This window comes from Paenibacillus sp. 23TSA30-6, assembly GCF_014858585.1.
Classification (GTDB): Bacteria; Bacillota; Bacilli; order Paenibacillales; family Paenibacillaceae; genus Paenibacillus.
Window position 1 is genome coordinate 1 of the sequence record NZ_SLTL01000037.1, and the last position, 13,410, is coordinate 13,410.

The following is a 13,410-nucleotide window of genomic DNA, read 5'->3' on the forward strand; positions in this document are numbered from 1 at the left end:
TTGTGGTGAGTTACCCTTTATTACCCGATTTGGCGGTTGAAGTGAATTTGGTAGCTTATTAATTGCGTTCTATATAGCAGAAGTATGCAGGAATCAACTGCATACTTTTTTTATTGTATAGTATCTATAATAAAAAGCCCCTAATTTCAGTATGTTTTCTTGGAAATTCTTCGACAGACGTTTTTCTTATGTTAAAATAAGAACATCAGAGGGGAGAGGACTGTCAGTATGAACTTTCATCAGCTACATATTTTTTATACGGTAGCGGAGCGGGGGAGCTTCTCAGCAGCGGCGCAAGCGCTGCATATGACGCAACCTGCCGTGACGATGCAAATTCAGTCTTTGGAAGATTATTTTGGTACGAAGCTGCTGCATCGGTCCACCAAAAAAATCGAGCTGTCGGAGGCAGGAGCGACACTGCTACCTTTTGCGAAAAAAAGCATGCAGCTTATCCGCGAAGCTGATGAGGCGATGTCTGCTTTTACTCACATGCTGGAGGGAAGATTACATATTGGGGCAAGTCTTACGATTGGCGAGTATATTGTGCCGAGAATGCTGGGGCCGTTTGGTCAGGAGTATCCTCATATACGCATGGCGATGAATGTAATGAATACGACTCAAATTATGGATGATATTTTAAAGCATCAGTTGAATTTGGGGCTAATTGAGGCGCCGATTCAGCACCCGGATATCGTGGTGGAGCCTGTGATGCAGGATGAACTGAAGCTGATTGTTCCTTCGGGACATGCACTGGCGAAGGCCAAAAAGGTAGTTCTGGAGGATGTGTTTAAGCATCCTTTTGTAGCAAGAGAAAAGGGGTCAGGTACAAGGCAAGTGATAGAGGACGAGCTGAAAAGCCGCGGTGTTGATGCGTCTCGGCTTACCATCGTTATGGAGATGGGCAGCACTGGAGCGGTCAAATCGGCAGTCGAGGCTGGATTAGGCATTACGATGCTATCGCCTTCTTCGGTGAAGCATGAGGTTGCACTCGGATTGCTTAAAATTGTAAATATTTCAGATATCTCCTTCAAACGTGAGTTTTATGCCATCCATCTGAAATCAGCACTGCTGCCGATTCCGGTGGTAACCTTTCTGTCATTCTTGCGTCGTCATGATCAGGGAACGGATGTGTCCGGGGATACGGTGAACGAGCTTGCAGAGATGAAAGAGGAGGAGAATGCGTAATGGAGGAGCATACGAATTCGGGACGATACGATTTGCACACTCACACTCAGGCATCTGATGGAATGCAGCCACCAGCGGACAATGTGCGTTGGGCCAAGGAAAAAGGACTGGTAGGGGTTGCAATTACGGATCACGATACGGTAGCTGGGCTGGAGGAAGCTCTTGAGGAAGGACAGCGATTGGGCATTACAGTGGTGCCGGGGGTGGAAATTAGCACACGGACAGGCGGTAAGGATATTCATATACTCGGTTATTTTATGGATTACCGTAATGAAGTTTTTTTGGAACGGTTGGAAAAGCTACGTCAGGCGAGGGATGCCCGCAATGATCTGATTTTGGGTCGGCTGCGTAGCCTGGGTGTGGAAATCACACTTGATGAGGTGGTAGCTACGATGGGCAGACCGCTGGCGCCGGATGAAAGCATTGGACGTCCGCATATGGCGGATACGCTGGTACAAAAAGGCTATGCGAAGGATATGAGGGATGCGTTTGACCGTTATTTGGCAGAGGGAGCGCCCGGTTATGTGTCTGTGCCCCGAGTGGAGCCTGCGGAGGCCATAAGCTGGATTCGGGAAGCAGGAGGAGTACCTGTGGTGGCTCACCCTGGATTGTATGGCAATGATGAGCTGGTTCGCTCCATTGTAGAGGAGGCCAAGCCTGCGGGCCTGGAGGTGCGACATTCAGACCATAATGATGCGGCTGAGAGTCGATACGCCGCAATGGCGGCACATTACGGGCTGATCCCGACTGGTGGCTCGGATTTTCATGGTGCGCGCCAAGGCGTCATTTTTCACGGTGATCTAGGCAGCCGCAGTGTGGAGAGTCAGGTTGTGGAGGAATTGAGAAAGGCTGCTGCTGGACAAAAGTAAGTACACATATTGGCTAACACAAATAGCCCCTTGTTTTGTGCCTGCACACATGAAGTGTGGTTTGCACAAGATAAGGGGCTTTCGGTCGATTCAAGGGCCTTGTCCGCTATGCTTGTGTTTCGCGTGGGCGTTCTTGAATGAATGCTTGTTTATAAGATTATGCTGGTGAGGCTTAGCCGTTTTTGATGCGGTTCGGCAGCTTTTTGACCAGATCCTCATCGGGTGTGATAAAGAGCGTACGCTGATGATCATAGATGACAAAGCCTGGCTTGGCTCCGCTAGGCTTGCGCACATACCGGATCAAGGTGGCGTCTACGGGTACGCTGCTGGACTGTTTGGCCTGGCTGAAATAGGCAGCGAGCTGAGCAGCTTCCTCCAGCGTTGCATCTCCGAATTGCTCGGCGCGAATAACGACGTGTGACCCCGGAATATCCTTTGTATGCAGCCACGTGTCATTAGGCCCGGCCAGTCGGTTCGTCACATATTCGTTCTGCAAGTTGTTTTTGCCGACCAGCAGCTCGATGCCTTCGGATGACGTATATACGTGTAAGGTTGGTCGGTCAGTTTTCTTCTTTTTCTTCCCTTTTTTGACCCGGTCTCGGAGATAGCCTTGCTGAACCAGTTCTTCACGTATTTCCTCAATATCGTTCATGGAGGCATGAGCCAGTTGCTGTAGGAGATTGTCCATATACCGAATTTCTTCGTGTGTTTTCTCCAGTTGTTCATCAATGACAGCCAGGCTGTTTTTATATTTATTGTACTTTTTGAAGTAACGTTGAGCATTATCCGATGGGCCCAGCAACGGGTCCATCGGGATGGTCATCGGACGCTGTTCTTCATCATAAAAGTTGGTGAGCGTCACTTCCTTGTCGCCCTTCTTCACTTCATGCAGCGAAGCGAACAGCAGCTCTCCATAAATGCGAAATTGATCGGCATCCTCTGCCTCAGCTAAATCCTGATGCAGATGGTCGAGTTTTTTTACATTTTTGCTCCGTTCGTTTTGCAGGAAACGCAGCAGGTCGCTTACCTTTTGCTTGACTGTATCACGTTCTGCTTTTTCACCGAAAAAGTCCTCCATACACTCACTGATCGTAGTGTATTCCTTGCGCTCTCCTTCAATCAACGTGAGCGGAATGGCTGAAAATATCACTTTTTCCTGTGCGTTCAGACCAGATACCGGCTGAAAACGATGATTCCGCACGTCATCCATGATGTGGCTGAATGTATTCCATAGCGGACGATACTCGCCAGCAGGTGATTCATTGGAAACTCGGGTCAGCATCTCCTCGGCAATAAGGGGACTCAGTCCAGTAAAGGTGTTCACGATCCAGCGTTTGGGAGCTTCTTCGGCTTCGATAGCTGTCTGATATGAGGATGCAAAAGCTATTTCTTCCGTTTCCAGCGGATTCAGCTTATTTTGTTCAGGAGGCTCCGTGTATTGAAAGCCGGGCATGATGACCCGATAGCTGCTGATGGACGGTGTGACATGATGGATTCCGTCCAGCATAACGCCTGTTTCTGGGTCAAGCAAAATAATATTGCTGTGTCTGCCCATCAGCTCAATGATAATCCGCTTGAGTGAAATATCCCCCAGCTCATCACGCTGACGCACATCCATGTGAATAATACGTTCCATGCCCACCTGGGTAATTTTCTCGATAATACCACCTTCGCAGTGCTTGCGAAGCAGCATACAGAACATAGGGGCCTCCGTCGGGTTGAGAAAGCTTTGTTCTGTAAAATGTACACGCGGGAATGTCGGGTTGGCCGACAGCAACAGCTTAACGCTCCCGCCTTGAGCCCGCAGATTTAGTAAGATATCGTGATCGTTCGGCTGATGTATTTTATTGATGCGCCCGCCTCGAATGCTTTGCAGCTCGTGTACGATAGCGCGGGTTACGATTCCGTCCAATGCCATAATGTCTGTTCTCCTTTGAAGCAAATATTTTTGCCTTCCTTCTATGATACATAACTTTGGGACAAAACTTAAGCGGCATTGTGATATTTCAGGTCCTGTCCGAATAGATTGAATCTAGAAAGTCTGTCCAGCTTATCAGCATTCGTGGCACAAAAACGCAATAACGGGCAGCCATCCTACGCACTACCGACGGAAACGGACTATCTGACCGGGAGGGAATTGGGGAGAATGGAACAAGCACATTGGCACCAATTAAGCAATGAACAGCTTTCAACAAGTCTGGAAGTCGACCCGAAGCAGGGTCTTTCGGAGGAACAGCTTGCGGAAAGAAGAGAAAGGTCAGGATGGAATGAGCTGAGCGAGGGGAAGCGTGTCTCGCCGATCCTGCTGCTGCTGAATCAGTTCAAGGATTTTATGATGCTCGTACTGATGGGAGCCACACTGATATCCGGCCTGCTCGGCGAATATCTCGATGCGATCACCATTATTGCTATTGTTGTGCTAAATGGAATTCTTGGTTTTGTGCAGGAGTTTAGAGCGGAACGTTCGCTTCGGGCTTTGAAGCAGTTGTCTGCTCCAACCGCTAAAGTGCTACGGGGAGGCAAACGGATTCAGGTTCAGGCCAGAGAGCTGGTACCGGGTGATATCGTGCTATTGGAAAGCGGCGACCGTATTCCCGCAGATATAAGATGGCTGAGCACAAACGGCTGCGACGTGGAGGAATCCGCCCTGACTGGCGAATCGGTCCCAGTGAGCAAGCATAGCCGCCCTATTCATGCCGCCGAGGTACCGCTGGGAGATCAAAAGAACATCGGCTTTATGGGCACCATGATGACCAGAGGTACAGCTCAGGGAGTTGTTATTCGTACAGGCATGAACACAGAAATGGGCAAAATCGCAGACTTGATCCAAAATACGGAGTCTCAGGAAACCCCGTTACAGCACCGACTGGAGCAACTGGGCAAAATTCTGATCATCGTAGCGTTAGGGTTAACCGTGCTCGTCGTCGTAGCAGGCATCCTGCATGGACAGCCAGCGATGAGTATGTTTCTGGCCGGGGTGAGCTTGGCTGTAGCGGCTATACCGGAAGGCTTGCCTGCCATTGTGACGATTGCGCTCGCCTTGGGCGTGCAGCGTATGATCAAACGCAAGGCGATTGTGCGTAAGCTGCCTTCCGTTGAAACGCTCGGATGTGCGTCTGTCATATGCTCCGACAAAACGGGTACGCTGACCCAGAACAAAATGACGGTTACCAAGCTATGGGTGGACGGTCGCTTCTGGGGAGTGACAGGAGAGGGCTATGACCCGCACGGACATATTATGGACAGGGATACTCCTGCGGATCTCAAAAACGGACAATCACTTCGCAGACTGCTGCAAGCCAGCGTGCTGTGCAACAACGCGGAAATTGTTCAAGCCGACATGGATGAGCTGCGTTCGAAAAAGAAAGCCAAGGAGGCGACGTCGACCGCTGTTTGGGAGCTGAAAGGCGACCCGACGGAGGGGGCGCTTGTCACTTTAGCCGCCAAGGGCGGGGTTACGCGTCAAGGGCTGCATGAGCTGTATACACGAGAACGCGAATTTCCTTTTGACTCGGAGCGGAAACGGATGTCTGTACTTGTACGGCATCAGGGAGGGCATATCGTCTTTGCCAAAGGCGCGCCGGATGTGTTGTTAGGTCAATGCTCCTACATTTTATGGGAAGGAAATGTCGTTCCACTGACGGGTACGCTGCGCCAAAAGGTGCTGGCAGCCAACGAAGGAATGGCCTCGGAGGCGCTGCGTGTACTCAGTGTCGCTTATCGGGATATCCGCTCGCATGAGCGCGTCGTCTCGGTGGAAGAGGCTGAGACCCAGCTCATCTTCATCGGCCTTACGGGCATGATTGATCCGCCGCGCCGCGAGGCAAGGGAAGCCATTGGCAAGTGCCGTCGTGCTGGCATCCGTACCGTGATGATTACGGGCGATCACGGTACCACAGCCGAGGCTATTGCGCAGCAGCTAGGCATTTTTCAGCGCGGCTCGCATGTGCTGACCGGACAGCAGTTGTCTGTGATGGATGATGCGGCGCTTGATAAAGCAGTAGATATGGTCTCCGTCTATGCGCGGGTGTCCCCGGAGCATAAGCTGCGGATTGTCAAATCGCTGCAAAGACGCGGGCATGTCGTAGCCATGACTGGAGACGGCGTGAATGACGCGCCAGCGATCAAGGCATCGGACATTGGTATCGCGATGGGCATTACGGGAACGGACGTGACCAAGGAAGCGGCTGCGCTTGTGCTCAGCGACGATAATTTCTCGACGATTGTAGCGGCGATTGAAGAAGGGCGAAATATTTACGAAAATATTCGTAAATTTATCCGTTATCTGCTTGCCTCCAATGTCGGTGAAATTTTGACGATGTTTTTCGCGATGATGGCCGGTCTGCCATTGCCGCTACTTCCGATTCAGATTTTATGGGTGAACCTGGTGACCGACGGGCTTCCCGCGATGGCTCTGGGTGTAGATCAGCCGGAAAAGGATCTCATGGAGCACAAACCACGCGGCGCTAAGGAAAATATTTTTGCCCGTCGTCTCGGCTGGAAAATCATTAGTCGCGGCCTGCTGATCGGCTTATGTACGCTTGCTGCGTTCTGGCTGACGTTGCGTATTGCGCCTGATAACGCAGCACAACTGGTCAAGGCACAGTCGGTTGCCTTCGCCACATTGGTACTGGCACAGCTCATTCATGTGTTCGATTGCCGCAGTTCCCGTTCTATTTTCCACCGTAATCCGTTTCAAAATAGTTATCTTGTACTTGCTGTGCTGTCTTCGGTAGTGCTGATGCTGGTGGTTATGTACGTACCTGTGCTGCAACCTATTTTCAAAACGGTACCGCTTGGCTTCCGCGAATGGGCGCTCTCCATTGTCGCTGCCGGCATTCCGACCTTCCTGATGGGAGCGGGGAGCGTATGGGGCGGCAGACGCAACCGTCGTCATGGCGGACATACCCGCTTCGCTTCGGGACGCACGAAGTTTTCGGCGTAAGCTCCCGGCTCAAGCCGGGAACAGACCTATATGCATCACTTTTCCCTTTTTGCCCTGTATGCTATCATGGAACCAAAGCTTCATAAGGAGCATGAGATTAGCAGCAACGGCGGAGGGAAGCTATGGAATTCACAAAAATGCACGGATTGGGTAATGATTTTATCGTTTGGTTTGGGCACCAGGAATTGCCGCCTGACGCTTCGGAATTGGCTGTTCGGCTGTGTGACCGACATTTTGGTGTCGGCGCTGATGGTCTGGTATATATACTGCCATCTGAAAAAGCCGATTTCTGCATGCGCATTATCAATTCGGACGGCTCGGAGGCTGAGCAATGTGGAAATGCTATCCGTTGTGCAGCCAAATATGTGTATGACCGCAAGCATATCAGTCGTGAGCAGATCACGATTGAAACGCTGGGTGCAGGTGTGCAGCAGGTCGAATTGACCGTAGTGGACGGACTTGTACGTCAAGTGAGGGTCGATATGGGAGAACCGATTCTGGATGGCTTGAAAATTCCAACCACGCTGGATCTGGCTAGTGTCATCAACCGGTCCATCGAAGCTGGAGGCAGCGGCTTTCGTTTTACAGCTGTATCCATGGGCAATCCGCACTGTGTGATTTATGTTGAGGATGCACCTGGCTTTGATCTGGAAGCCTGGGGGCCTAAGCTGGAATGCCACCCGCTGTTCCCTAAAAAAACAAATGTCGAGTTCGCTACGGTACGAAGCCGGGACCAAATTGACATGAGAGTATGGGAGCGGGGAGCCGGGCCTACGTTGGCATGTGGAACCGGAGCCTGTGCTACGCTTGTGGCCTCTGTATTGAACGGATACAGCGACCGCCGCGCGATTGTCAGCCTGAAGGGCGGCGATCTGGATATCGAATGGAACGAGAATGACAATCATGTATATATGACAGGTCCGGCTGAGGTTGTGTACGATGGACGTTTGTCCTGAAATAAGCGAATACAGCATGCGATATAGAATGATATAGGTAAGTGTGATGAAGACCTAAGTAGGTCTTCTTTTTTTTGCCTGAGCAACATTCTGTCTTTTTTTGACGTCTGAACCATGTATAATATAGAAAATGAGAAAACGATAAGGAGGCCGTTCATGGTGCGGAAATTTCGTTGGATTTCAGCGTTCGCAGCCCTTATATTTGTAGTCGCCGCGCTTCCGGCTCAGGCCGCGACCGTTCCTGCTACTGCGGAAAAAACGACTGATAAGCAGGTCGGCTCACTAACCCCTACTGTCGTGAATCGTTTGGAAAAGGCAGTACAAGAACTCATCGGTACAAAGACGGCATTTCAATTTGACGATGTGACGGATATGGGTAAAACCTGGATTGTCGAGGGCGAACTGGAGGATGGGACAGCTACGCTTCAGACGGAATATAATAAGGAAAAAAACAGAGTGGATTCTACAACCGTTCGATATAAAATAAGTAGCTTGGCAAAGGCGATGGATGCGCCACTCAAAACTAAAGTGCTGAACAGCGCCAAAGCGTTTGACAGCAAGCGTCCTATGCAATTTGAGGCATTCTGGCGGGTCAAATCCCCTTACCAGTCTAACAAGCCTTCGAATTATTGGGTATTCTGGGGTGCAGGGGAAAAGGCTTCCTCGCTGTACGTTGACGTGGATCGCGGCAATAGCATCACCATCAATGCCGACTACCCGCTGAAGCAGGTGGACCCTGCGTTGCTAAACCGTGCAGCGAACAGCTTCAAGCGCGTTAGCGGACAGCGTATCACGGTGCAGCATGCTTCGCGTTACAAGGACGAGGCAAAGGGGCTTTCTTATTGGTCGTTTGAGGATGCAAACGAGGCGAGTGAGGTCAAAATTGGCGCAGTGACCGGCAAAGTGCTGGCTGTGTCCACCTCAGGGGTGGATTGGAACGATGACGCGGATTTTAAAAAATCGTTTGCCAGCCCGAAATATACGTCCTCTGAAGCTTTGAAGCAGGCCAAGCCTAAGGTTCAACTGTTATTTAACATCAATTTATCCGATTATAATGTGGGAATCCAAGGAAATGCATATACATTTTCCAAAAAGCAAAAGGGGACGCCCTCTATTGTGGGTAAAATGAATAAAAAAGGAACTTTTTACGCATTCTCTCTTCATTCTGCTGATGGGAAACTGCAATAAAGGTAATAGAAAATAGCAATGATGAGTCAAGTTGCTTCGCTCCTGATCGCATAATAATGGGGAGTGGGGCGGCTTTTTTTGTTTTTGGCTTATGTTTGCAGTCTCTTTATGTTACATTAGTATGAAAATAAAGAGCGGGGTGGAGAAGAGGACATGAAACCGGATTTGCGTACTGTGCTGGATCGTGAAATTATTGTCGGAGACGGCGCAATGGGAACCTTTTTATATCAGCTTGGATTTCCGGTAAATACGTCTTACGAAGAGCTGAATATCACATCGCCTGACGTCATATCAGACGTGCATCGTCAATATGTACAAGCGGGAGCACGGTTGCTGGAGACCAATACGTTTTCTGCAAACGATTATAAGCTGGCCCGCTTCGGTCTGGAATCCAAGGTGGAAGAAATTAACCGTGCCGGGGTGAGAATTGCCAGAGCAGCGGCTGGCCCGGAGCATTATGTGGTGGGTGCGGTAGGCTCCATATGCGGTGGTAAAAGGCTTAACATATCCAAGGTAGAGCTGGCACGTAACTATGATCAGCAGATTGATGCACTTCTCTCCGAAGGGGTAGATGGCATTTTGTGCGAAACTTTCTATTCGCTGGATGAAGTGCGCATTGCGCTTCGTGGTGTACGTAAATATAGTAATATTCCGGTGATTTGTCAGTTCGCGGTCGATCAGGTTGGTCGTACACAGGACGGTTTTTCGGTGGCAGAGGCTTTTACGGTGTTGCGTAATGAGGGGGCGGATATCCTCGGATTTAACTGCCATTCCGGTCCGCAGGGGATCATGAGCGTGATGGAGCAACTGGATGGTCCACTATCAGTACCGCTGTCGGTATATCCTAATGCGGGTCTGGCTGATTATGTGGATGGTCACTATGTGTATGGTGCATCGCCTGAATATTTTGGGGAATGTGCGGCTTCCTTCGTAGAGCTGGGTACGAGAATCATCGGTGGCTGCTGTGGAACCACACCAGAGCATATCGCAGCGATTTCTAAAGCTTTGAATGGTTTGCAGCCTCCTCCGCTGGCTCCAAGAGACTTACTCTCGGATGCGCCAGTCATTGTGGCTGAGACGGAACAGATTGCACGTGAAGGGGAAAGAGGCAACGGTAGAAACGCCAGTGAACCTAACATTGTGGAATTGGTCAAGGAGCGGCATACGGTCATTGTAGAGCTCGATCCTCCGCGCGATCTGGACATTACGCGGTTCATGCAAGGGGCACAGGCGTTGAAAGCGTCAGGGGCCGATGCGCTTACGCTGGCAGACAATTCACTTGCAGTTACTCGCATGAGTAACATGGCGCTTGGACATCTGGTGAGCCTTGAAACGGGCTTGCGCCCGTTAATTCATATTGCCTGCCGTGACCGTAACCTGATTGGTACCCAGTCCCATATGATGGGCTTTGATGCGCTGGGCATTGATCATGTATTGGCCGTTACGGGAGATCCGGCGCGGTTCGGTGATTTGCCGGGTGCCAGCTCGGTGTATGATATGACTTCTTTTGAAATTATACGTATGATCAAGCAGCTGAATGACGGTATCGCTTTTTCTGGCAAGCCACTCAAGCAAAAAGCTAATTTTGTGGTGGGCGCCGCCTTTAATCCCAATGTCAAGCATTTGGGTAAAGCTGTGCAGCGGCTGGAGAAGAAAATTGCTTCGGGGGCGGATTACATTATGACCCAGCCCGTTTACGACCGCGAACTGATTATATCCATGGCGGAACAGACTCGTCATTTGGAGGTGCCGATTTTTATCGGTATTATGCCGCTGGCCAGCGGGCGCAATGCGGAGTACTTGCACAACGAGGTACCCGGCATTCAGTTGTCCGACGAGGTTCGTGCGCGTATGTCTGGTCTGGAGGGTGCAGAAGGCCGCGCAATGGGCGTAACCATTGCCAAGGAGCTGCTTGATACGGCGATGGAGCATTTTAACGGTATCTATTTAATGACTCCATTTATGTTCTATGAAATGACGGCGGAGCTGACTTCTTATGTATGGCAAAAATCCGGCCGTGTGCAGGCCCCCTTGTTTCGACTATAATAATCAATTACAATAGTATAATGGATGTGATGCCGATGTCATTGAGTATGACCGGATACGGTCAAGCCATCCTTCATTACGAAGGCTATAAAGTGCGCTTGGAGCTGAAATCGGTGAATCACCGCTATTGCGAAGTGATGATGAGGATTCCACGCGAATGGACTCGTTATGAAGATGGCTTGAGAAGAACGGTTCAACAGCAGATCAAGCGCGGCCGTGTCGACGTCTTCATTCACAGGGAACGTGATGAAGAACAGATACCCGCCGCACGGTTGAATGACACTGTAGTGCAGGCTTACTTGCATGCAGCGGAGCAGCTGGCGGATCGGTACGGTGTGAAGGGAACGTTGGGTATAAGCGATATTCTTGCGTTGCCTGACGTTCTGGGTGAGCCCGGTGAGGCTTGCGATGGAGAGGAAGAGGGCTGGGAAGAGCAGCTTCAGCAAGCTTTGAATGAAGCATTGCAAGGACTGCTGGACATGAGAAGGCGAGAAGGCGGGCATTTGGCGCAGGATGTGGAATCCCGCATTTCGCGTCTGGAATCCCTGCATCATGAAATGACGGTGCTGGCTCCTCACGTTGTGAGCGACTACCGTAATAGGCTAAAACACAGACTTACTGAGCTTCAGGACGGTTCATTTACGCTTGATGAGCATAAATTTGGAATGGAGATTGCTTTATTCGCGGATCGCAGCAGTATTGATGAGGAGCTTACCCGGCTTCAAAGTCACTTTGGGCAATGCAGGGGATTGCTGCTGTCGGACGAGCCAGCCGGCCGCAAATTAGATTTTTTAATCCAGGAAATGAACAGGGAAGTCAACACGATCGGCTCCAAGGCCAACCATCTTGCGCTAGTTAATTTAGTCGTGGAGATGAAGGCGGAGCTGGAAAAAATTCGTGAGCAGGCTGCAAACATCGAGTAGCTACCTGGTAGCGGCACGGCTGCAATAGTCACATGTATAGGGGGAAAGACCTGAATATGGCAATTAAATTGATCAATATTGGCTTCGGCAATATCGTGTCGGCCAACCGAATTATCTCCATCGTCAGTCCGGAGTCTGCTCCGATCAAGCGGATTATACAAGAAGCTAGGGACCGTCATATGTTGATTGACGCTACCTATGGCCGCCGGACACGGGCTGTTATTATAACGGACAGTGATCATGTGATCTTGTCTGCGGTGCAGCCGGAAACGGTCGCTCATCGACTATCCACTAAAGATGATGACAATGACGAATAAAAATGGAGTGTACTATGGCTAAGGGATTATTATTTGTATTATCCGGACCTTCGGGTGTCGGCAAAGGAACGGTAGGCAACGCCCTGCGTGAAAAACTGCCGGAATTGACATACTCCGTTTCCGCGACAACCCGCTCGCCCCGCATGGGTGAACAGGACGGAGTTAACTACTTTTTTAAGTCGCGTGAACAGTTTTTGGGCATGATTGAACGGGATGAGCTGCTGGAGCATGCAGAGTACGTCGGTAACTATTACGGCACTCCGCGTGATTTTGTAGATCAGACGCTTGCGCAGGGAAAAGATATTTTTCTGGAGATTGAGGTTCAGGGAGCGCTCAAAGTGAAGGAGAAATTTCCCGATGGCATTTTCATTTTCCTGCTTCCGCCTTCGCTGGATGAATTGAAGGACCGGATTCGGGGACGGGGTACAGAAACTCAGGCAACCATTGATCACCGCATGTCGGTAGCTGTGGATGAAATGAATCTGTTGCGTCACTATGATTATGCGGTTGTCAATGATGAGATTGATTTCGCATGTAAACGAATAGAATCCATTATTATCGCCGAACATTGTAAGGTCCATCCATAAACGAGGACTTTACATATGCCAAGCGTATTTAAAGAGAAAATTACTATACAAGCTGAACTCGGAAATGTACACTGGAGTTCAGCTTGTATAGTCCCAAAACTACATGAAGAGGTGTCTATTCGTGCTGTATCCTTCTATTGATGAAATGATGAAAAAGGCAGATAGTAAGTATTCGTTGGTTGTAGCGGCTTCACGCCGTGCCAGACAGTTGCGCGAGGGTGGAAAGACGACTCTCAAGAATCCTAGATCCCACAAGCAAGTTGGAGTTGCATTGGAAGAGATTTACGCGGATCATCTGCGTCTTGAAAGCGGCGAAGATTAATAAGAATTATAGACAATTATTATAACCGGGCGCAATGCCAATTCCTTTGACAACCGCAAGGTTGTTATTTTT

At 50.0% G+C, this 13,410-nt stretch carries 11 protein-coding genes; 10 read left to right on the forward strand and 1 reads right to left on the reverse strand.

Features of this window, described 5'->3' with window-relative positions; genetic code table 11:
• Positions 1-228: 228 nt before the first annotated feature.
• Complete coding sequence (locus E0698_RS23310; RefSeq protein WP_134913617.1) at positions 229-1,185, forward strand: selenium metabolism-associated LysR family transcriptional regulator; 957 nt, start codon at positions 229-231, stop codon at positions 1,183-1,185.
• Positions 1,185-2,054, forward strand: coding sequence for a PHP domain-containing protein (locus tag E0698_RS23315; protein ID WP_192513053.1), 870 nt, complete (start codon positions 1,185-1,187; stop codon positions 2,052-2,054). Before E0698_RS23310 ends, E0698_RS23315 begins: the two co-directional genes overlap by 1 nt.
• A 172-nt stretch (positions 2,055-2,226) precedes the next feature.
• Here E0698_RS23315 and E0698_RS23320 read toward each other — a convergent pair whose 3' ends face one another.
• Positions 2,227-3,972, reverse strand: coding sequence for an Rqc2 family fibronectin-binding protein (locus E0698_RS23320; protein WP_192513054.1), 1,746 nt, complete (start codon positions 3,970-3,972; stop codon positions 2,227-2,229).
• Positions 3,973-4,200: 228 nt separating this feature from the next.
• Between E0698_RS23320 and E0698_RS23325 the strand changes: the two genes are divergently transcribed.
• From E0698_RS23325 to rpoZ, 8 genes are all read left to right on the forward strand, one after another.
• On the forward strand, positions 4,201-6,999 hold the full coding sequence (locus E0698_RS23325) for a calcium-translocating P-type ATPase, SERCA-type (protein WP_192513073.1): 2,799 nt from the start codon (positions 4,201-4,203) through the stop codon (positions 6,997-6,999).
• Positions 7,000-7,121: 122 nt separating this feature from the next.
• Positions 7,122-7,955, forward strand: a complete 834-nt coding sequence (dapF, locus tag E0698_RS23330) for a diaminopimelate epimerase (RefSeq protein WP_149093482.1) — start codon at positions 7,122-7,124, stop codon at positions 7,953-7,955.
• A 159-nt stretch (positions 7,956-8,114) separates the two neighbouring features.
• The gene (locus E0698_RS23335) at positions 8,115-9,143 is read left to right on the forward strand and encodes a hypothetical protein (protein WP_192513074.1); all 1,029 of its coding nucleotides are present in this window, start codon (positions 8,115-8,117) and stop codon (positions 9,141-9,143) included.
• Positions 9,144-9,296: 153 nt separating this feature from the next.
• Positions 9,297-11,189 carry a bifunctional homocysteine S-methyltransferase/methylenetetrahydrofolate reductase gene (locus E0698_RS23340; RefSeq protein ID WP_192513055.1) on the forward strand — a complete coding sequence of 631 codons (1,893 nt, stop codon included), beginning with the start codon at positions 9,297-9,299 and terminating at the stop codon, positions 11,187-11,189.
• A gap of 35 nt (positions 11,190-11,224) precedes the next feature.
• Positions 11,225-12,112 carry a YicC/YloC family endoribonuclease gene (locus E0698_RS23345; RefSeq protein WP_192513056.1) on the forward strand — a complete coding sequence of 296 codons (888 nt, stop codon included), beginning with the start codon at positions 11,225-11,227 and terminating at the stop codon, positions 12,110-12,112.
• Positions 12,113-12,168: 56 nt separating this feature from the next.
• Positions 12,169-12,429, forward strand: coding sequence for an extracellular matrix/biofilm regulator RemA (gene remA / locus E0698_RS23350; RefSeq protein WP_005548256.1), 261 nt, complete (start codon positions 12,169-12,171; stop codon positions 12,427-12,429).
• Between the two features lie 14 nt (positions 12,430-12,443).
• On the forward strand, positions 12,444-13,016 hold the full coding sequence (gene gmk, locus E0698_RS23355) for a guanylate kinase (protein WP_044649102.1): 573 nt from the start codon (positions 12,444-12,446) through the stop codon (positions 13,014-13,016).
• Positions 13,017-13,137: 121 nt separating this feature from the next.
• Positions 13,138-13,338 carry a DNA-directed RNA polymerase subunit omega gene (gene rpoZ / locus E0698_RS23360; RefSeq protein WP_134913630.1) on the forward strand — a complete coding sequence of 67 codons (201 nt, stop codon included), beginning with the start codon at positions 13,138-13,140 and terminating at the stop codon, positions 13,336-13,338.
• The last annotated feature ends 72 nt before the right edge of the window (positions 13,339-13,410 follow it).